Origin of the sequence: Jiangella rhizosphaerae, from assembly GCF_003579925.1 — a bacterium.
Taxonomy (GTDB): domain Bacteria; phylum Actinomycetota; class Actinomycetes; order Jiangellales; family Jiangellaceae; genus Jiangella; species Jiangella rhizosphaerae.
Genome location: NZ_QUAL01000139.1, coordinates 1 through 19,844 on the forward strand (window position 1 = coordinate 1; position 19,844 = coordinate 19,844).

A 19,844-nucleotide genomic window follows, 5' to 3' on the forward strand; every position below is an offset into this window, starting at 1 on the left:
CGCGGGCGGACGCGGCCGGGCCGCCGCGCCGCCGCTGGACGGGCAGCAGGCGCTGGGCGTGCCGGTGCACGGCAACGTCGACCCGCAGACGCTCGAGCTGGAGCGGGCGACCCTGCGCGTCGCCGTCCAGCGGCCCGCGCTGGCCGGCCCGACCTTCGACGACCTCGCGCCCGAGGCGTTCCTGTCGCCGGCCTACCGCGCCGTCCGCGAGACCGTCGCCAAGGCCGGCGGCTGCGCCACCCAGGCCGGTGGGCACGACTGGGTCGAGGCCCTGCTGGCCGTCGCGCCCGACGACGCCGCCCGGCACATCGTCACGCAGCTCGCCGTCGAGGCCATGCCCGTCGACGAGAACGCCGTGCAGCGTTACGTCGACTCCGTCGTGCTGCGGCTGCACGAGGTCTGGGTGTCGCGCCAGCTGGTCGCGTTGAAGGCCAAGCTGCAGCGCACCGACCCGTCGGCGCAGGTCGAGGTCTACAACCGGCTGTTCGGCGAGCTCATGGCGCTGGAGAAGCACCGCCGCGACCTGCGCGAGCGAGGCATCGGCGCCGCCGGCTGACGCCCGGTGACGTCGCGGGGTCAGCCGTCCTCGCGGTGGAAGACGTGCCGCGTGAGCGCCTGCACGTCGCCGTCGAGGTGGTCGATGCGCCGGTTGACCTCGTCGAACCGGGTGTTCATCTCGGCACGCATGGAGTCGAACTTCGCGTCCATGGCGCCGAACTTCGTGTCCATGGCGCCGAACTTGGCGTCCATGGACACGAAACGGGCCTCGAACTTCTCGTCCATCGCCGCGAAACGGGCCTCGAACTTCTCGTCCATCGCCGCGAACCGGTGGTCGATGGCGTCGAAGCGGCCGTCGAGCCTCTCGACCTTGGCGTCGACCAGGCGCAGCAGCATCGTGGACATGATGCTCACGACGGTGATGAAGCCGCCGATCAACGTCCAGGTCTGCGCGTCGTTCATGTACCGCTCCTTCGTGGATCGTCATGGTACGACCCTTGCGGATCGCGGCGCAGCTCGCGCGGGACGAATCGGACATTGTGGATAACGGCGCGAGAGGGTGCGGCCTGTGGACGAGCCGGAGCCGGACGAGGGAATGCCACGCGACCCGTTGACGCTTCAACCATCATGAGCGAATCCCGCGAGGTGACGACGGCCGCGACGGACGACCCGCCCGCCGGCCTCATCGTGCTCGGCACCCCTGACGGCGCCACCGACGCCGGCGACTGTGCCGACGGCTTCTGCGCCCTCTGAACCCCGAACGCCCCCCGAACCCCTAACGAGGAGAACACGACAGTGCTGGTCGAGGTGTGGTCGGACTTCGTCTGCCCGTGGTGCTACATCGGCAAGCGGCGGCTCGAGACGGCGCTGAGCCGGTTCGAGCACGCCGACGACGTCGAGATCGTGTGGCGCAGCTTCCAGCTGGACCCGTCCACGCCGCCCGGCGCCGACGGACCGGTGTCGGAGAGCCTGCGGACGAAGTACGGCGTCAGCGCCGAGCAGGTCGTGCAGATGAACGAGCGGGTCACCACGCTCGCCGCGGCCGAGGGCCTGGAGTACCACCTCGAGACCGCGCGGGTCGCGAACACGTTCGACGCGCACCGGGTGGCGCACCTGGCCCGCGAGCACGGCGCCGGGCCGCAGCTGCACGAGCGGCTGATGCGCGCCCATCTCGTCGAGTCCGTGCACCTGGGCACCCCGGAGAACGTCGTCCGGCTGGCCGCCGAGGTGGGCGTGCCCGCCGACGAGGCGCGGCGGGTCCTCGACGGCGACGACTACGCCGACGACGTGCGGGCCGAGATCGACCTGGCCCGCCAGTTCGGCGCCAGCGGCGTCCCGTTCTTCGTGATGGGCCGCACGCACGGCGTGGCCGGCGCGCAGCCGGTCGAGGTCTTCGACGGCGCCCTCGCCGAGGCCTACCGCCGGGCCACCGCGCCGGTGCGGTAACGACCGGCCCGCCCTCGCGCCGGCCGGCTCCGGCCGGGCATGATGCGGGCATGACCCTCGTCGCCGGCATCGATTCGTCCACCCAGTCCTGCAAGGTCGTGCTCGTCGACGCCGACTCCGGCGCCGTCGTCGAGACCGGGCGGGCCGACCACCCCGACGGCACCGAGGTCGACCCCCGTGCCTGGTGGGACGCCCTCCAGAAGGCCGGCGACGGACTGCTGGACCGCGCCGCGGCGGTCGCCGTCGGCGGGCAGCAGCACGGCATGGTCGTGCTCGACGACGCCGGCGAGGTGGTCCGCCCGGCGCTGCTGTGGAACGACACCCGCTCGGCCGGCGCCGCCCGCGACCTGACGGCGGAACTGGGCGGCCCCGCCGCCTGGGCCGACGCCGTCGGGCTGGTCCCGGTGGCCAGCTTCACCGTCACCAAGCTGCGCTGGCTCGCCGAGCACGAGAAGGACAACGCCGCCAGTGTCGAGCAGGTCATGCTGCCGCACGACTATCTCACCTGGCTCCTCGCGGGCCGCCCGGCGGAGCCGGTCACCGACCGCGGCGACGCCTCCGGCACGGGCTACTGGTCCGCAGCGACCAACGAGTACCGTCCCGACCTGCTGGAACTGGGCTTCGGCCGGAGCATCGGCGTACCGCGGGTGGCCGCCCCGGCCGAGGTCACGGGGTCGACGGCGTCGGGCGCGGCCATCGCGCCCGGCACCGGCGACAACATGGGCGCGGCGCTCGGCCTGACGCTGGAGCCCGGCGACGTCGTCGTCTCCCTCGGCACGAGCGGCACGGCGTTCGCCGTCTCCGAGTCGCCGGTCGCCGACGCCACCGGCACCGTCGCCGGGTTCGCCGACGCCACAGGGCGGCATCTGCCGCTGGTCGCCACCCTCAACGCCGCCCGTGTGCTCACCGCCGCGGCAACGCTGCTCGGCACCGACCTCGCCGGTCTGGACCGGCTCGCCCTCGAGGCGGAGTCCGGCGCCGGCGGCCTGGTGCTGCTGCCGTACCTCGACGGCGAGCGCACGCCCGACCTGCCCGACGCCACCGGCTCGCTGGTCAACCTCACCCGCGCCGCGATGACGCCGCAGAACCTCGCCCGGGCCGCGGTCGAGGGCATGCTCTGCGGTCTCGCCGACGGCGTCGACGCGCTGGCCGCGCAGGGGGTCGTCGTCCGCCGGGTGCTGCTGATCGGCGGCGCGGCCAAGTCGGCCGCGGTGCGGGCCGTCGCCCCCGAGGTGTTCGGCACGCCGGTCGTCGTGCCGTCGCCGGGGGAGTACGTCGCGCTCGGCGCGGCCCGGCAGGCCGCCTGGTCCCTCTCCGGCGCCGCCACGCCGCCCGCCTGGCCGCTCGCGCTCGAGACCACGGTCGAGCCCGGCGGCGACGGCGGCTCCGCCCGCGTGCGCGAGGCCTACGCGGAGGCGCGCACGCGACTGCACGGCTGACCTCTCGCGTGGGACCCTGGAATGGCGGGCCCGGAATACGGGCACGGGTCGCCGAGTTGTGGCGGGTAGATTTGGTTGACACGTCAACAGTCGGCGAGAGGGAGTGACGCGAGATGCAGTTCGGGATCTTCACGGTGGGGGACGTGACCACCGATCCCACGACGGGGCGGACCCCCACCGAGCACGAGCGGATCAAGGCGACGGTAGCGATCGCCAAGAAGGCCGAGGAGGTCGGCCTCGACGTCTTCGCGACCGGTGAGCACCACAACCCGCCGTTCATCGCCTCGGCGCCGACGACGACGCTGGCCTACATCGGCGCGCAGACCGAGCGGATCATCCTCTCGACGGCGACGACGCTGATCACGACCACCGACCCGGTGCTGATCGCGGAGAACTACGCCAAGCTGCAGCACCTCACCGACGGCCGCGTCGACCTCATGATGGGCCGCGGCAACACCGGCCCGGTCTATCCGTGGTTCGGCAAGGACATCCGCGACGGCATCGCGCTGGCCGTCGAGAACTACGCACTGCTGCACCGGCTGTGGCGCGAGGACGTCGTCGACTGGCAGGGCCGGTTCCGCACCCCGCTGCAGGGCTTCACGTCGACGCCGCGGCCGCTGGACGGCGTGCCGCCGTTCGTCTGGCACGGGTCGATCCGCAGCCCGGAGATCGCGGAGCAGGCCGCCTACTACGGTGACGGCTTCTTCCACAACAACATCTTCTGGCCGATGTCGCACACGAAGCAGATGGTGAACCTCTACCGCCGCCGCTTCGAGCACTACGGCCACGGCCCGGCCGACACCGCCATCGTCGGCCTCGGCGGTCAGGTGTTCATGCGGCCGAACTCGCAGGACGCGATCCGCGAGTTCCGGCCCTACTTCGACGTCGCGCCGGTGTACGGCCACGGCCCCTCGCTGGAGGAGTTCATGGAGCAGACGCCGCTGACGGTCGGCAGCCCGCAGCAGGTCATCGACCGGTACGCCGCCATGCGCGACCACGTCGGTCACTACCAGCGCCAGCTGTTCCTCATGGACCACGCGGGCCTGCCGCTCGACGTCGTGCTCGAGCAGATCGAGATCCTCGGCACCGAGGTCGTGCCGGTACTGCGCCGCGAGATGGCCATCGGCCGGCCCGAGCACATCCCCGACGCGCCGACGCACGCGTCGCTGGTCGCGGCCGCCGGCGGTGCGCGCGACACCACGGTGCACGCCGAGGACGACGTCACCGGCCGGACGGCCGAGAACGCGGCGGCGGAGAACGCGGAGGCCGCCCGATGACCACCTCGCGCCGCATCGCGGTCGTGTCGGCGGGGCTGCGCCAGCCGTCGTCGACGCGGCTGCTGGCCGACCGGCTCGCCGACGCGGCCGGCCGCCAGTTCACCGCCCGCGACGTCGACGTCGACCTGCGGGTCGTCGAACTGCGCGAGCACGCGCACGACCTCACCAACCACCTGCTCAGCGGTTTCCCGAGCACCTCGCTGGAGCGGGCGATCGAGGCGGTGACGACGGCGGACGGCTTGATCGCGGTCTCGCCGATCTTCACCGCCTCCTACAGCGGCCTGTTCAAGACGTTCTTCGACGTGGTCGACGCCGACGCGCTCGACGGGATGCCCGTGCTGCTCGGCGCGACCGGCGGGACGGAGCGGCACTCGCTGGCGCTCGAGCACGCGATGCGGCCGCTGTTCACCTACCTGCACGCCATCGTCGTGCCGACGGCGGTCTACGCGGCGACCTCCGACTGGGGCGCGGAGGGCGCCGGCGACGGTGCCGGCGCGACGGCGCCGACCGGGCTGACGCGGCGGATCGAGCGCGGCGCCCGCGAGTTCGCCGAGCTGGTGACCGGCCGCGAGCCCCGTCAGGCGGCCGACCCGTTCGCGGTGCCGACGCCGTTCGAGCAGCTGCTCGCGGAGAACTGACCGGCGCCGACGGCGTCACCGCAGCGCCGCACGGGGCGCAGGGCCCGGGCGGGGACACGAGCCCTCGCCGCCGCCGCTCGACCGAGGGGCCGCGGGACCCCGCGGAGGGTCAGGCCATCGCCGTGAGCGCGGCCGACATGAGCAGGTCGACCTGCGCGGGGGCGAGTGCGTGGTCGATGACCATGACGGCGGCCCCGATGATGCCGGCGCGGTCGCCGGTGCTGGACTGGACGATGCGCAGGTCCTGGGTGGCCAGCGGCAGCGACCGCCGGTAGACGATCTCGCGGACGCCGGCGATGAGGTGCTCGCCGGCCTGCGAGAGCGAGCCGCCGATGACGATGACCGACGGGTTGAACAGGCTCACCGCGGCGGCCAGCACCTCGCCGATGTCGCGGCCGGCCTGGCGCAGCAGCTGCAGCGCCTCGATGTTGCCGCCGCGGGCCAGGCCGACGACGTCGAAGCTGGAGGAAGCCTCGATGCCGCGGGCGGCGAGCTTGGCGGCGATGGCCGCGCCGCTGGCGACGGCCTCGAGGCAGCCGGTGTTGCCGCAGCGGCAGATGACGTCGGTGCCGTGCGGCAGCTGCAGGTGGCCCATGTCGCCGGCGGCGCCCTGGGCGCCGCGGTGCAGCCGGCCGTCGCTGATGAGGCCGCTGCCGATGCCGGTCGCGACCTTGACGAACATCATGTGCGGCGCGTCGCTCCACGCCACGTGGTGCTCGCCCAGCGCCATGATGTTGACATCGTTGTCGACCAGCGCGACCGCGCCGAACCGGTCCTGCAGGTAGCCCTGCACGTCGAAGCCGTCCCAGCCGGGCATGATGGGCGGGCTGACCGGGCGGCCGGTGGAGTGCTCGACCGGGCCGGGCAAGCCGATGCCGACGCCCAGCAGGTCGCGCGGGTCGCGGCCGGCCTGCCGGATGAGGTCGTGACCGACGCGGTCGACCCAGTCGAGGACGGTCTCGGGGCCGGCGGCGACCAGCAGGTCGTCGGCGGACTGGGCGAGCACCTCGGCGGCGAGGTCGGTGAGGGCCAGCCGGGCGTGCGTGGCGCCGATGTCGGCGGCCAGCACGCACCGCGCGTTGGGGTTGAACGCGAACCGCGTGGGCGGCCGGCCGCCGGTGGAGGCGGCCTTGTCGGCCGGGCCGATGAGGTTGCTCGCCAGCAGGGCGTCGACGCGCTGGGTGACGGTCGAGCGGGCCAGCCCGGTCTCGGCCGCGAGCTCGGCGCGCGTGCGCGGCCGGCCGTCGCGCAGCAGCTGGAACAGCGACCCCGCCGAGTACATCGAGGAGCCGTCTGGCTGGGCATATGCCGGCCGTGACGTCGTGACGCCTACGCCTTCGAGCATGGCACTAGTGAAACACACCAGACTTCCTTCTGTGCAACATCCGCACATGCGGTAACAGCCGCGCAACTTTTGCTTGACGTACGTGCAAAAGTGCCTCTAAGTTCCTCTGCCATGGCAGTGACTCCGATCACAGACCGCGAGGCCGGCAGCGAAGAACCCGTTTCCGCGGCGGGGTACCGGGCAGCGATCGTCGGGACCGGCTTCATGGGCCGTGTGCACGCGCGGGCGGTCCAGGTGGCCGGCGGCCGGGTGGTCGGAGCCGTGGGCTCCAGCCCGGAGCGCGCCGCGGCGGCCCAGGGCGAGCTGCAGGCCGACGCGGTCTACGCGACCCTCGACGAGCTCCTCGACCGCGCCGACGTCGACGTCGTCCACGTGTGCACCCCCAACCACCTGCACGAGCCCGTCGTGCTCGCCGCGCTCGCCGCCGGCAAGCACGTCGTGTGCGAGAAGCCGCTGGCGACCTCCACCTCGGCCGCCGAGGCGATGACCGCCGCCGCGCGCGAGGCCGGCCGCGTCGCCGCCGTCCCGTTCGTCTACCGCTTCCACCCGATGGTCCGCGAGGCCCGCGAGCGCGTCCGCGCCGGCGAGGTCGGCACGATCTTCGTCGCCCACGGCAGCTACCTGCAGGACTGGCTGCTGCACCCGACCGACGACAACTGGCGTGTCGACCCCCACCTCGGCGGCCCGACCCGCGCCTTCGGCGACATCGGCTCGCACTGGTGCGACCTGCTGGAGTTCGTGACGGGGGAGCGGATCGCCCGGCTCTCCGCGCAGTCGTCGACGGTGAACAAGCTGCGCGGCGTCGAGACGCTGCGCGACGTCACCACCGAGGACGTCGTCGTCGTCCAGTTCGCCACCGGGAGCGGCGCGATCGGCTCGGTCGTCGTCAGCCAGGTCTCGGCCGGCCGCAAGAACCGGCTGCTGCTGGAGGTGTCGGGCTCGCGCGGCTCGCTGGCCTTCGACCAGGAGAACCCCGAGCAGCTGTGGTGGGGCGGCCGCGCGCGCAGCAGCCAGCTGGTCCGCGACCCAGAGACGCTCAGTTCGCCGGCCGCCAGGTACGCCCGGGTCCCCGCCGGCCACCCGCAGGGCTACCAGGACTGCTTCGACGCGTTCGTGGCCGACACGCACGAGGCCATCGGCGGCGACGTCCCCGACGGCCTGCCCACGTTCGCCGACGGCCTGCGCGCGGCCCGGCTGGCCGAGGCCGTCATGACGTCGGCCCGCGAGCGCGAGTGGGTGGAGGTGCCGGAATGACGGCGGACCCGAACCCGTCCGGCCCGGGCCGGACGAGCACCGCCACGACTCTGCTGCGGATGAGCGGCATCGAGAAGTCGTTCCTCGGCGTCCAGGTCCTGCACGGGGTCGACCTCGACCTGCGTGCCGGTGAGGTGCACGCGCTGATCGGCGAGAACGGCGCCGGCAAGTCGACGCTGATGAAGATCCTCGCCGGCGTCTACCAGGCCGACGGCGGCACCGTCGAACTCGACGGCCGGGCGGTCCGGTTCGAGCACCCGCTGCAGGCCCAGCAGGCCGGCGTGTCCACGGTCTTCCAGGAGTTCAACCTGCTGCCGGAGCGGACCGTCGCCGAGAACGTGTTCCTCGGCCGCGAGCCGCGCCGCAACCGGCTGGTCGACGCCGGCCGGATGAACGCCGACACCGCCGCGCTGCTGGACGACCTCGGCCTCACCTGGCTGCGGCCGGAGACCCGGGTCCGCTCGCTCTCGGTGGCCGGCCAGCAGATCGTCGAGATCGTCAAGGCGCTGTCCTACGACGCGCGGATCATCTCGATGGACGAGCCCACCGCCGCGCTGGCCGACGAGGAGGTGGAGCTGCTCTACCGCCTCATCGCGAAGCTGAAGGAGCGCGGCGTCGCCATCCTCTACGTCTCGCACCGGCTCAAGGAGATCTTCGACCTCTCCGACCGGGTCACCATCCTCAAGGACGGCGCGCTGGTCGACACCGTCGCGACCGCCGACATCACCTCCGACGAGCTGGTCCGCAAGATGGTGGGCCGGCCCATCTCGAGCTTCTTCCCCGACAAGCTGCCCGGCACCGAGCTCGGCGACGTCCGTCTGGAGATCCAGGGCGGCGGCAACGAGCAGCTCGACGGCATCGACCTGCGGGTCCGCGGCGGCGAGATCGTCGCGCTGGCCGGGCTGCAGGGCAGCGGGCGCACCGAGATCGCGCACGCCCTGTTCGGCGTCGACCGGTTCACCCGCGGCACGGTCCGGCTCGACGGCCGCCCGCTCACCGCCCGGACCCCACGGCAGGCCGTGCGGGCCGGGCTGGCGCTGGTCACCGAGGACCGCAAGGGCGAGGGCCTGGTGCTCAACCAGTCGATCGCCGCGAACGCCCGGCTGGTGCTCGACGCCGTCCTGCCGCGCCGCGCCGGGCAGCGGGCCCGCAAGATCCCCGGCATCCTGTCGTCGCTGGAGCTGGTCTCGCGCGGCAGCAGCCAGGAGGTCCGGTTCCTGTCCGGCGGCAACCAGCAGAAGGTCGTGCTGGCCAAGTGGCTGGCGACCGAGCCGAAGGTGATCGTGCTCGACGAGCCCACCCGCGGCATCGACGTGGGCGCGAAGGAGCGGGTCTACACGCTGATGCGCGAGCTGTCCGCGCAGGGCGTGGCGATCCTGATGATCTCGTCCGAGCTGCCCGAGGTGCTCGGGATGGCCGACCGCATCGTCGTCCTCCGGGACGGTCGCATCGCGGGTGAATTGACCGGCGGCCCTGGGGCCATCGATGAGGAGACCGTGATGGCGCTGGCCACGGGCCACGAGGCCGAAGGGACCCAGTCATGAGCCGGGCGGTCGCCGTCGCCGGCACCGGCCGGGCCACCCGCCGCCGGCTGGGCGCCACCGAGCTGGTGTGGCTCGCGCTGGTCGCGGTCGCCGTCATCGGGGCCGTCCTCGTGGCGGTGGACGGGCAGAACCTGTTCAGCATCGCCAACACCCGCGACATGCTGAGCCGCTCCAGCCTGCTCGGGTTCGTCGCGATCGGGCAGACGCTGGTCATCCTGTGCCGGTCGCTGGACCTGTCCGTCGGCTACGTCATGGCGTTGAGCAGCCTGATCGCCGCGACGACGATGAACGGCGACCCCGCGCGGGTACCGCTGGCGATCGGCGCCGTGCTGCTGGTAGCGGGCGCGATCGGCCTGTGCAACGGCCTGATCGTGACGGTGCTGAAGGTCAACCCGTTCATCGCGACCCTCGGCGTCGGCCTCATCATCAAGGGCTACCTCGACACCGAGTACCAGGGCCCGGCCGGCGACGTGCCGAGCTCGTTCCAGCAGTTCGGCTTCAGCCGCATCGGCCCGGTGCCGGTGTCGACGCTGGTCATGCTGGCCGTGGCGGTCGCGGGCATCCTGTTCCTGCGCAAGACCCGCACCGGCTACCACATGTTCGCCGTCGGCGGCAGCGAGGACGTGGCGCGGCTGTCCGGCGTGCGCACCGGCCGGGTGCTGGTCACGGCGCACGTGCTCTGCTCGATCGCCGCGGGCATCGCGGGTCTGCTCATCGCCGCCCGGTTCGGCACCGGCAGCGCGCTGGTCTACAACTCCGGCTACGACCTGGAGTCCATCGCGGCCGTGGTGCTCGGCGGGACGCTGCTGATGGGCGGCCGCGGCGGCATCGGCGGGACGATCGCCGGCGTGCTGATCCTGGCCGTGCTGGACACCGTGTTCAACATCCTCGCGGTCGACCCGTTCTTCAAGGACGTGCTGCGCGGCACCATCATCGTCGCCGCCGTCGCCATCTACGCCCGCCGGCAGATCGACCGGAAGGCCAGCCGCGTCAGGTTCGGGGGTGACGGCGGCAGCGGCGGCTCCGCGCCACCCGAGCCCCGACCCGACCAGCCGGCACCTGAGCTTGCGGGAGGCACTCGATGACCGTCACGGCTCCGCGGCCGACGCCGCAGCGCAGCGCCGGGTCGCGCGCCGGGGACCTGCTCGCCCGGGTCTTCGGCGGCGGCAGCGCCACCGTGTTCGCGCTGCTCATCGTCGTGTTCGCCGCGATCTTCATCGTGAACCCGAGCTTCGCCGAGCCGCCGTCGCTGATGGCCTTCCTCAAGCAGGCGGCGCCGCTGATGATCCTGGCCATCGGCCAGTACTTCGTCATCGTGTCCGGTGAGTTCGACCTGTCGGTCGGGTCGCTGGTGGGCGCGCAGGTGGTCATCGCCGCCGCGCTGATCGACGGCGAGGAGGGCCGCACGGTCCCCGTCATCCTGCTGATGCTCGGCTTCGGCATTCTCGTCGGCCTGGTCAACGGGCTGATCACGACGCTGCTCAAGGTGCAGTCGTTCATCACGACGCTCGGCATGATGCTGGTGCTCTACGGCGCCATCCGGTTGTGGACCGGGGGCGCGCCGACCGGCGCACTGTCCGAGGCGTTCCGCCAGCCCGGGCGCGGCGGCATCGACATGGCGGTCGTACGGCAACTGCCATGGGCGCTGATGATTCTCGTCGGGATCGTCATCATCGCCGTGGCGGTCATGCGCAGCTCGTACGGCCGCACGTTGGTCGCCACCGGCGACAACGAGCGGGCCGCGGGGTTCTCCGGCGTCCGGGTCTGGCGGGTGCGCACCTTGGCGTTCGTCATCTCCAGCGTGCTGGCGACGCTGGCGGCGATCCTCATCGGCGGTTACGCCGGTGTCACCGCTCAGGTGGGCCAGGGCCTGGAGTTCACCGCGATCACGGCGGTGGTGCTCGGTGGTGTGGTGCTCGGCGGCGGCCGCGGCTCGGTCGTCGCGGCGATGGCCGGCGCGCTCACCCTCGAGGCCCTGTTCGTCCTGTTCAACCAGCTGGAGCTGCCGTCGACCATCCGGCCGGCGGTGCAAGGCGTGATCATCATCGCGGCCGTCGCCTACGCGGCCCGCGAGCGAGCGCGTCCCCGTCACCACCAGGAAGTCCCGTCCCAACCGCAACCGAACGAAGCCTGATCTCTTTTGATCGTCACCCAAGGAGGGGGAACGATGCGCACTACGCGCGCTCTACTGGCGGCGTCGGCCGCCGCGGCCTTGATGCTCGCGGCCTGTACGACCGACGAGCCGTCCGACACGGCGGCGCCCGAGGAGACCGCGGCGGCCGGTGAGGACCCGGGCGCCGAGGGCGAGGAGCCGGAGGAGGAGACCGCCGACGGCGAGTTCTTCGTCCGCGCCGACTACGACCGTCAGCTGGCCCAGCGTGACGTCGAACCGGAGGGCGACCCGGCCACCCCGTGGCTGCAGGCGATCGAGCCCGAGTACGTCGACACGACGGAGTACGCGCAGGACGGCAACACGCTCTGCTTCTCCAACGCCTCGGTGAGCAACCCGTGGCGGGTCACGGGCTGGATCACCATGCAGCAGCAGGTCGAGGTGCTGCAGCAGCAGGGCCTGATCGGTGAGTTCCGGGTCTCCGACGCCGCCGACGACGACAACAAGCAGATCTCCGACATCCAGGCCTTCATCGACGCCGGGGACTGCAACGCGATCATCATCTCGCCGTCGACGACGGCCACCCTCACCCCGGCGGTCGAGGCGGCCTGCGCGAGCGGCGTGCCGGTCATCGTGTTCGACCGCGGCGTCAACACCGACTGCATGGTGACGTTCATCCACCCGATCGGCGGCTACGCCTACGGCGCCGACGGCGCGGAGTTCCTGGTCGAGAACCTGGAGCCGGGCTCGACGGTGCTGGCGCTGCGCATCCTGCCGGGTGTCGACGTGCTGGAGAACCGCTGGGCGGCGGCGCAGGAGATCTTCGCCGACAGCGAGCTGGAGATCCTCGGCGACGAGTTCACCGGCGGCGACGGCGCGGAGATCAAGAACATCGTCACGCAGTACCTGCAGCGCGGCGAGGTCGACGGCATCTGGATGGACGCCGGCGACGGCGCCGTCGCGGCCGTCGAGGCGTTCGAGGACACCGGCAACGACTACCCGGTGATGGTCGGCGAGGACGAGCTGAGCTTCCTGCGCAAGTGGCAGGAGACCGGCATGACGGCGATCGCCCCGGTCTACTCGAACTTCCAGTGGCGCACCCCGATCCTCGCCGCGACGATGATCTGGGCCGGCGAGCAGGTGCCCTCGGAGTGGGTGCTCCCGCAGGACCCGATCACCGAGGAGGACCGCGACGAGTTCCTCGAGCGCAACGCCGACATGCCCAGCCTGCACTACGCCAAGTTCGGCGGCGAGGACCTGCCGGGCTACCCGGCCGCATGGCAGGACCGCTGACCGGCACCACCGCCTGAGCACCCAACCCCGTTGATCTTGGAGCAGTTCGGCAATTGCGGGACGAAATGTCCGTGTGATACTCGCAGAACTCCAAGATCAACGGGGCGTTGGGGAGAGGAGTCCCGAACCGATGACCCGACGCTTCGGGGTCAACACCTGGGTGTGGACGTCACCGCTCACCGACGCCGCGCTGGCCGAGCTGGCGCCACGGATCAGCGGCTGGGGGTTCGACGTCGTCGAGCTGCCGGTCGAGAACCCCGGCGACTGGGACCCCGTCCGCGCGGCGAAGGTCCTCGGCGACCACGGCCTCTCCGCGGCGGTCGCGCTGGTCATGGGCGACGGTCGTGAGCTGGTCGAGACCGACGCCGGCACCGTCGCCCGCACCCGCGACTACCTGCGGCACGTCGTCGATGTCGCCGCGACGGTGGACGCGCCGGCCATCGCCGGGCCGGCGTACGCGTCGGTCGGCCGGACCTGGCGGATGAGCCCGTCCGAGCGGGCCGCCCGGTACGCCGAGCTGCGCGAGGGCCTGAGCCCGGTGGTGGCGCACGCCCGCGCGGCCGGCGTCACCGTCGCCGTCGAACCCCTGAACCGCTACGAGACCAGCCTGATCAACACCGTCGACCAGGCGCTCGAGGCGATCGAGGGGCTGCCGGCCGACGGCATCGGCCTGGCGCTGGACGTCTACCACATGAACATCGAGGAGCAGTCCGTCACCGGCGCCATCGGGAGGGCGGCCGGCCGCATCGCGCACGTCCAGGTGTGTGCCAACGACCGCGGCGCGCCGGGTGCGGACCACCTCGACTGGCCCGGCATCGTCGCCGCGCTGGACGCGGCGGGCTACACCGGCCCGCTGGTCATCGAGTCGTTCACCGCCGACAACGCCACGATCGCCACCGCCGCCTCCATCTGGCGGCCGCTGGCCGCGAGCCAGGACGCGATCGCCGTCGACGGCCTGTCCTTCCTGAGGGGAGTGGTACCGCAGCAGCACCCCTGACGAGCACACCAGCACATCCGCACGACCGGCGGCGCCGGCACGCCGCGGGGTTTCGAGTAGCAGAGTCGCTCTTTCCCTGGAGGAACCCCTGATGATCGTGGCTCTACGCCAGCGATGGGCCCGGCTCCTCGCCGTGGCCCTCGCCGCAGTGTTAGCGATACCACTCCTGACCGCACTGCCGTCGACGGCCCACGAAGGCGAGCACGGCGAGGCACACGTCCTGATCTTCACCAAGACCACCCAGTTCCGGCACACCGAGGCCATCACGCAGGGCGTGCCGGTGCTGCAGGCGGCGTTCGAGGCCGCCGGCATCACGTCCGAGCACACCGAGGACTCCTCGATCTTCAACGACGAGGACCTGTCCCACTTCGACGCTCTGGTCATGTTCCAGGCCTCCGGCGACCCGTGGACGGCCGAGGAGAAGGCCGCCATGGAGCGTTACCAGCAGGCCGGCGGCGGCATCGTCGCCATCCACAACGCCGCCGACATGCGCGGCAACTACGCCTGGTGGGACACCCTCATCGGCTCGCTGATGCCGGGCCACGCGGCCACCGGCACCAGCCCGGGCCTGCCCGGCACCGTCCGCATCGAGGACGGCACCCACCCGTCGACGACGCATCTGCCGCAGCGCTGGGAGCGCGCCGACGAGTGGTACAACTTCTCGACCAACGTCCGCGGCACGGCGCACGTGCTGGCGACGATGGACGAGACCACGTACGCCCCCGGTAGCAACGCGATGGGCTACGACCACCCGATCTCGTGGTGCAAGCCGTACGACGGAGGCCGCGCCTGGGTGACGGCGATGGGCCACTTCGGCGCGCACTACACGCAGGAGGCGGACTTCGTCCAGCACATCGTCGGCGGCGTGCAGTGGGCCGCGGGCGTGGCCGAGGGCGACTGCGGCGGCACCGTGTGGGACCAGTTCGAGCGCGTGCCGCTGGACCAGAACACCAGCGCGCCGTACGCGATGGACGTCGCACCCGACGGCCGCGTCTTCTTCACCGAGCTGGTCCGCGGGCAGATCCGCGTCTACGACCCGGCCACCCAGACGACGTCCACGGCCCTCACGATCCCGGTGTACTCCGGCGGTGAGGACGGCCTGCTGGGCATCGCCCTGCACCCGGACTTCGAGACCAACGGCCACCTGTTCGTCTACCACTCCAAGGCCAGCGCGAACGACTCCGACCCGGCGAACTTCATCAGCACGCTGTCGCGGTTCACCGTCGGACCGAACTCGCAGATCGACCCCGCGTCGGAGGTCGTCGTCCTCGAGGTGCCGGCCCGCCGGCTCCCGGACGAGCCCGGCCACACCGGCGGCGGCCTGGAGTTCGACGCCCAGGGCAACCTGTACCTCGGTGTCGGCGACGACGTGAACCCGCACTCCGAGCCGTCGGGCGGCTACGCCCCGCTGTCCGAGCGCGAGGGCACCTTCCACGACGCCCGTGCGACGTCGGCGAACACCAACGACCTGCGCGGCAAGGTGCTGCGCATCACCCCGCAGCCGGACGGCAGCTACACGATCCCCGAGGGCAACCTGTTCCCGCCGGGAACGGAGAAGACCCGCCCGGAGATCTACGCGATGGGCTTCCGCAACCCGTTCCGGTTCTCCATCGACCCCGAGACCGGCGCGCTGGGCGTCGCCGACTACGGCCCGGACAACAGCCAGCCCAACGCCAACCGCGGCCCGGCCGGCATGGTCGAGTGGAACCTCATCAAGGAGCCCGGCTTCTACGGCTGGCCGCTGTGCATCGGCCCCAACGAGCCGTACCGCGACGTCGACTACACGACCAACCCGGTCACGGTCGGCGACTACTTCGACTGCGACAACCCGGTCAACGACTCCGTCCGCAACACCGGCCTGACCGAGCTGCCCCCGGCGCAGGAGCCGGCGATGTGGTACGGCTACCAGACCTCGTCGGTCCCGGCGGTCATCCCGGCCGGCGGGGGGTTGGCGCCGATGGGCGGCCCGTTCTACGACTTCGACCCGGAGCTGGAGTCCGACACCAAGTTCCCGGAGTACTACGACGGCAAGCCGTTCTTCTACGAGTGGGCCAAGAACAAGATGTACTCGATCGACCTCAACGAGGAGTCGGGTGCGCTGGAGAAGATCAACCCGTTCCTGCCCGGTGAGCAGTGGATGGCGCCGATCGACTCGAAGTTCGGCCCCGAGGGGTCGATGTACGTGCTCGACTGGGGCGGCGGCTTCGGCCGCGACAACCCGAACTCGGGTCTGTACCGCGTCGACTACGTGTCCGGCTCGCGCTCGCCGGTGGCACACGCGACGGCGACGCCCGACTCCGGCCACGCGCCGCTGACCGTCCAGCTGGACGGCTCGGGCAGCACCGACCCGGAGAACGAGGCGCTCACCTACGCGTGGGACTTCACCGACGACGGCACCGTCGACTCCACCGACGCGCAGGCGTCGTTCACCTACACCGCGAACGGCGTCTACAACGCGCGCCTCACGGTGACCGACCCGCACGGCAAGACCGGCACCACCACCGTGCCGATCACCGTCGGCAACACCCGCCCGGAGGTGGAGTTCGACCTGCCGCCGGACGGCGCGTTCTTCGACTTCGGCGACACCGTCGAGTGGAACGTCGAGGTCACCGACGTCGAGGACACCGAGATCGCCGACGAGGACATCGTCATCCAGCCGGCACTGGGCCACGACGACCACCCGCACCCGGCCGACCCGCTCAGCGGCCGGACCGGCTCGGTGCAGACGGCGCTCGGCGGCGGCCACAGCGAGGACATGAACGTCTTCTACATCCTCAACGCCCGCTACACCGACAGCGGCGGAGCCGGCGGCATCCCGGCGCTGGCCGGCGAGGACACGTCGCTGCTGTTCCCGCGGCAGCGCGAGGCCGAGTTCCACGACGCCTCCGAGGGCATCACCACCGGCCCGTCGCGCGACGTCGAAGGGCACGGCAGCGCGGTCGCCGGCCAGAACGGCGCGTGGGTGTCGTTCGACCCGGTCAACCTGCTCAACGTCGACGCGCTCGTACTGCGGGCGTCCTCGGTGACCGGCGGCCCCATCGAGCTGCGCCGCGACGCACCCGACGGCCCGCTGCTCGGCACCGGCCAGGTGCCGGCGACGGGGTCCTCCGCGTACGCCGACGTCAGCGTCGACGTCGACGACCCGGGCGAGAGCTTCACGCTCTACGCGGTGTTCCCGGGCGCCGGCGAGCGGCGGCTGAACTTCGTCGAGGCCGACGGCAAGGGCGCGGCGACCACGACGAAGCCGAAGGTCGCCATCACCGCTCCGACGCCGGCCGACGAGCTGGAGCCGGGCGAGATCCAGGTGACGGCCGACGCCACCGACGCGGAGAACACGATCACCCAGGTCGAGTTCTTCGCCGGCGACGAGTCCATCGGCGTCGACACCGAGGCCCCGTACGAGGCCACCTGGACGGTGACGGAGGAGCAGCGCTACCAGCTGACCGCCGTCGCCACCAACGACCTCGGCGTCAGCACGACGTCGCGGATCGTCCAGGTGGAGGTCGGCGACCTGTTCGGCGACTGGCTGACGTTCTCGCACGCCAACGCGGGCGGCACCTTCGACCGTCCGGACACCGACACCTGGGTGATCGAGTCCGGCGGCGGCAACATGTGGCAGGGCGTCGACGAGTACAGCGCCGTGTACCTGCCGGGTGCGGCCGGGGCCACCGGCGACCAGTGGACGGCGACGGCCCAGGTGGTCAGCCAGACCAACTCGAACAACTCCGCCAAGGCGGGGCTGATCGTCCGCAACGACGTCACGCAGCCGGGCGTCTCGCCGGGCTACGCGGCGATGACGATGCGGGCGGGCAACAGCTTCGAGTGGCTGCGCGACAGCGACGGCAACGGCCAGCTCGACGCCAGCACGAGCGCCGGCCAGCACGGCTACCCCGCGTGGGTCCGGATCGTCCGCGACGGCGACCAGTACACCTCGTACTGGAGCCGGGACGGCGAGACGTTCACCCAGGTGGGCGACCCCGTCACGCTGCCGGGCGCGAGCGACGTCCAGGACATCGGCCTGGCCGTCACCGCGCACAGCGGCACCGCCCGCAGCACGGCGGTGTTCACCGACTTCACGCTGGTCGACGGGCTGCCCGGCCCCGACCCCGAGCCGGAGCAGCCGCCGGTCTGCCTCGTCACCGGGACCGACCAGTTCGACGGGTCGGAGCTGGACGCGAACCGGTGGACGACGGTGCGCAGCGCCGACGGCCTCCCCGTCAGCCTCGCCGACGGCGGCTTGGTGCTGCCGGTCACCAACGGCGACATCAACGAGGCGGCCACCGGCCCGATCAGCTACGTCGGACAGCCCACCCGCGACGGGGCGTGGACCGTCGAGACCGAGGTCTCGGTGAACCACACCCGCGAGTGGCAGCACGCCGGCCTGCTGATGCACGGCAGCGACGACGACTACGTCAAGCTCGCCTTCACCCGCACCAACTCCGGCAGCCGGATCCTCGAGTTCCAGACCGAGGCCGGCGGCACCCGGACCTGGCACGCCAACGTCACGCTGCCGGCGGACTTCCCGGCGACGGCGCACCTGCGGCTGGTCAGCGACGGGACGCAGGTGACGGCGGCGTACTCGGCCGACGGGCAAACGTGGACGGCCCTGGCCGGCGCGGCGCAGGTCATCGAGGGCTCGACGATCGGCCTGGTGGCGGCCGGCGACACCGCCGCGCACTCGGTGAACGCGGTGTTCGACCACTTCACCATCACACCGGACGTCGAGGATGACGGCGAGCGGGAGCCCTCCGACGAGTTCGACGGCAGCGCGATCGACGGCTGCCGCTGGAACGCGGTGGTGCGCTACGACTCGTCGAAGGTCACGGTGGCCGACGGCCGGCTGAACATCCAGACGCAGCCGGGCGACATCAACGGCGCCGCCAACGAGGGTCCGCGCAACTTCATCCTCCAGGACGTCCCGGAGGGCGACTGGACCATCGAGACGCGGCTGACGCCGTCGATGCTGCACCAGTGGCAGCTGGCCGGCCTCCTGGCGTACGGCGACGACGACAACTACGTGAAGTTCGACGTCGTCGCGCAGAACGCTCCGGGCGCGGCGAAGGACCTGCACGCCGAGCTCGTCTCGGAGAAGGGCGGCCAGTTCGGCAACGGCGGCAACCGCAACATCGACATCCCGGAGACCAGCGAGAGCGGCTGGTTCTACCTCCGGATGACGAAGAGCGGCGACACCTACTCCGCGGAGATCAGCGACGGCGGCGTCACCTGGACCCCGCTGGGCGAGCCGGTCACCAACGACGCCGAGCTCACCTCGTTCGGCCTCATGGCGATCGGCCCGCAGCAGACCCAGCCGGTCACGGTGGCGTTCGACTGGTTCCGTGTCACGACGGAGCAGCCGGACACCACGCCGCCGGTGATCACGGTCGAGGGCGTCGCCGACGGCGGCAGCTACGACCTGGCCACCGCGCTGGAGCTGAGCGCCACGGCGACGGACGACGTGTCCGGCGAGGTGGCGGTCGCGCTGACGCTGGACGGCGAGGCGGTCGAGAACCCGTCGGCCGTCACGCCGGCGGTGGGCGCGCACACGCTGGTCGCCACGGCCGTCGACGAGGCGGGCAACGCCGCGGAGACGACCGTCGCCTTCGAGGTCGTCGCCACCTACGACGGCGCGAAGGCGCTGGTGCAGCAGTACCGGGACGACCGGACGGTCAACCGGAACCAGGGCGTCCAGCTGTCGACCCACCTGGCCAACGCCGAGCGGCTGGCCGGGCAGGGCGTGACGGCCGGCGCCGCCGAGTCGCTGGACCGGTTCGCCGCGATCGCGGAGGGGGTGACGGACGAGACCGCGCGCGGCTGGCTGCTGGCGTACGCCGACGCGCTGCGGGCTCAGCTGTAGCGGTACCTCACTGAGACGTGCCGGGCGGCGGTGGTCATCGTCACCGCCGCCCGGCACCCGCACCACACCACCACCACTCGGGCCGAGAGGGTGGACGGGGGCTTCAAGGGCGCACGTCATGTTCGAGCAGGAGGCACTGGTGCCACACC

14 protein-coding genes and 1 pseudogene are annotated in these 19,844 nt (G+C 72.0%); 13 read left to right on the forward strand and 2 right to left on the reverse strand.

Annotated elements, in window-relative coordinates:
* Positions 1-556 (forward strand): annotated as a pseudogene (locus DY240_RS14070) (DNA primase); the annotation flags it as partial.
* 20 nt (positions 557-576) lie between these two features.
* Here the strand turns inward: DY240_RS14070 and DY240_RS14075 are convergent.
* Positions 577-960, reverse strand: coding sequence for a hypothetical protein (locus DY240_RS14075; protein WP_119660494.1), 384 nt, complete (start codon positions 958-960; stop codon positions 577-579).
* A gap of 165 nt (positions 961-1,125) precedes the next feature.
* Between DY240_RS14075 and DY240_RS33720 the strand changes: the two genes are divergently transcribed.
* The 5 genes from DY240_RS33720 (at position 1,126) to DY240_RS14095 (ending at position 5,298) form a co-directional block, all read left to right on the forward strand.
* Positions 1,126-1,251 carry a hypothetical protein gene (locus tag DY240_RS33720; RefSeq protein WP_267901679.1) on the forward strand — a complete coding sequence of 42 codons (126 nt, stop codon included), beginning with the start codon at positions 1,126-1,128 and terminating at the stop codon, positions 1,249-1,251.
* A gap of 42 nt (positions 1,252-1,293) precedes the next feature.
* Positions 1,294-1,944 carry a DsbA family oxidoreductase gene (locus tag DY240_RS14080; protein ID WP_119660495.1) on the forward strand — a complete coding sequence of 217 codons (651 nt, stop codon included), beginning with the start codon at positions 1,294-1,296 and terminating at the stop codon, positions 1,942-1,944.
* A gap of 50 nt (positions 1,945-1,994) precedes the next feature.
* On the forward strand, positions 1,995-3,383 hold the full coding sequence (gene xylB / locus DY240_RS14085; RefSeq protein WP_119660496.1) for a xylulokinase: 1,389 nt from the start codon (positions 1,995-1,997) through the stop codon (positions 3,381-3,383).
* Between the two features lie 113 nt (positions 3,384-3,496).
* Entirely contained in the window at positions 3,497-4,660 is a 1,164-nt protein-coding gene (locus DY240_RS14090) for an LLM class flavin-dependent oxidoreductase (protein ID WP_119660497.1), read from the forward strand.
* Positions 4,657-5,298 carry an FMN reductase gene (locus DY240_RS14095; protein ID WP_119660498.1) on the forward strand — a complete coding sequence of 214 codons (642 nt, stop codon included), beginning with the start codon at positions 4,657-4,659 and terminating at the stop codon, positions 5,296-5,298. The genes DY240_RS14090 and DY240_RS14095 overlap by 4 nt, the downstream gene beginning before the upstream one ends.
* A gap of 109 nt (positions 5,299-5,407) precedes the next feature.
* Here the strand turns inward: DY240_RS14095 and DY240_RS14100 are convergent, their stop codons facing one another.
* A complete protein-coding gene (locus tag DY240_RS14100; protein WP_119660499.1) occupies positions 5,408-6,580 on the reverse strand; it encodes an ROK family transcriptional regulator in 1,173 nt (390 codons plus the stop codon).
* Positions 6,581-6,754: 174 nt separating this feature from the next.
* Here DY240_RS14100 and DY240_RS14105 point away from each other — a divergent pair, with 174 nt between their 5' ends.
* From DY240_RS14105 to DY240_RS14135, 7 genes are all read left to right on the forward strand, one after another.
* On the forward strand, positions 6,755-7,897 hold the full coding sequence (locus DY240_RS14105; RefSeq protein WP_119660500.1) for a Gfo/Idh/MocA family protein: 1,143 nt from the start codon (positions 6,755-6,757) through the stop codon (positions 7,895-7,897).
* Entirely contained in the window at positions 7,894-9,441 is a 1,548-nt protein-coding gene (locus tag DY240_RS14110) for a sugar ABC transporter ATP-binding protein (protein ID WP_119660501.1), read from the forward strand. The genes DY240_RS14105 and DY240_RS14110 overlap by 4 nt, the downstream gene beginning before the upstream one ends.
* Positions 9,438-10,526 (forward strand): ABC transporter permease, encoded by a 1,089-nt coding sequence (locus tag DY240_RS14115; protein ID WP_119660502.1) that lies wholly within the window; start codon positions 9,438-9,440, stop codon positions 10,524-10,526. Before DY240_RS14110 ends, DY240_RS14115 begins: the two co-directional genes overlap by 4 nt.
* Positions 10,523-11,575, forward strand: a complete 1,053-nt coding sequence (locus DY240_RS14120) for an ABC transporter permease (RefSeq protein WP_119660503.1) — start codon at positions 10,523-10,525, stop codon at positions 11,573-11,575. The genes DY240_RS14115 and DY240_RS14120 overlap by 4 nt, the downstream gene beginning before the upstream one ends.
* Before the next feature lie 33 nt (positions 11,576-11,608).
* Positions 11,609-12,844, forward strand: a complete 1,236-nt coding sequence (locus tag DY240_RS14125) for a substrate-binding domain-containing protein (protein ID WP_119660504.1) — start codon at positions 11,609-11,611, stop codon at positions 12,842-12,844.
* A gap of 130 nt (positions 12,845-12,974) precedes the next feature.
* The gene (locus DY240_RS14130) at positions 12,975-13,841 is read left to right on the forward strand and encodes a sugar phosphate isomerase/epimerase family protein (protein WP_119660505.1); all 867 of its coding nucleotides are present in this window, start codon (positions 12,975-12,977) and stop codon (positions 13,839-13,841) included.
* 148 nt (positions 13,842-13,989) lie between these two features.
* On the forward strand, positions 13,990-19,695 hold the full coding sequence (locus DY240_RS14135) for a ThuA domain-containing protein (protein WP_158602849.1): 5,706 nt from the start codon (positions 13,990-13,992) through the stop codon (positions 19,693-19,695).
* Positions 19,696-19,844 lie beyond the last annotated feature (149 nt).

Excerpts from the sequence above, each read along its gene's own strand:
- DY240_RS14075 (WP_119660494.1), bottom strand. The coding sequence starts at position 960 with ATGAACGACGCGCAGACCTGGACGTTGATCGGCGGCTTCATCACCGTC.
- DY240_RS33720 (WP_267901679.1), top strand. The coding sequence starts at position 1,126 with ATGAGCGAATCCCGCGAGGTGACGACGGCCGCGACGGACGACCCGCCC.
- xylB (WP_119660496.1), top strand. The coding sequence starts at position 1,995 with ATGACCCTCGTCGCCGGCATCGATTCGTCCACCCAGTCCTGCAAGGTC.
- DY240_RS14090 (WP_119660497.1), top strand. The coding sequence starts at position 3,497 with ATGCAGTTCGGGATCTTCACGGTGGGGGACGTGACCACCGATCCCACG.
- DY240_RS14095 (WP_119660498.1), top strand. The coding sequence starts at position 4,657 with ATGACCACCTCGCGCCGCATCGCGGTCGTGTCGGCGGGGCTGCGCCAG.
- DY240_RS14100 (WP_119660499.1), bottom strand. The coding sequence starts at position 6,580 with ATGTACTCGGCGGGGTCGCTGTTCCAGCTGCTGCGCGACGGCCGGCCG.
- DY240_RS14105 (WP_119660500.1), top strand. The coding sequence starts at position 6,755 with ATGGCAGTGACTCCGATCACAGACCGCGAGGCCGGCAGCGAAGAACCC.
- DY240_RS14110 (WP_119660501.1), top strand. The coding sequence starts at position 7,894 with ATGACGGCGGACCCGAACCCGTCCGGCCCGGGCCGGACGAGCACCGCC.
- DY240_RS14115 (WP_119660502.1), top strand. The coding sequence starts at position 9,438 with ATGAGCCGGGCGGTCGCCGTCGCCGGCACCGGCCGGGCCACCCGCCGC.
- DY240_RS14120 (WP_119660503.1), top strand. The coding sequence starts at position 10,523 with ATGACCGTCACGGCTCCGCGGCCGACGCCGCAGCGCAGCGCCGGGTCG.
- DY240_RS14125 (WP_119660504.1), top strand. The coding sequence starts at position 11,609 with ATGCGCACTACGCGCGCTCTACTGGCGGCGTCGGCCGCCGCGGCCTTG.
- DY240_RS14130 (WP_119660505.1), top strand. The coding sequence starts at position 12,975 with ATGACCCGACGCTTCGGGGTCAACACCTGGGTGTGGACGTCACCGCTC.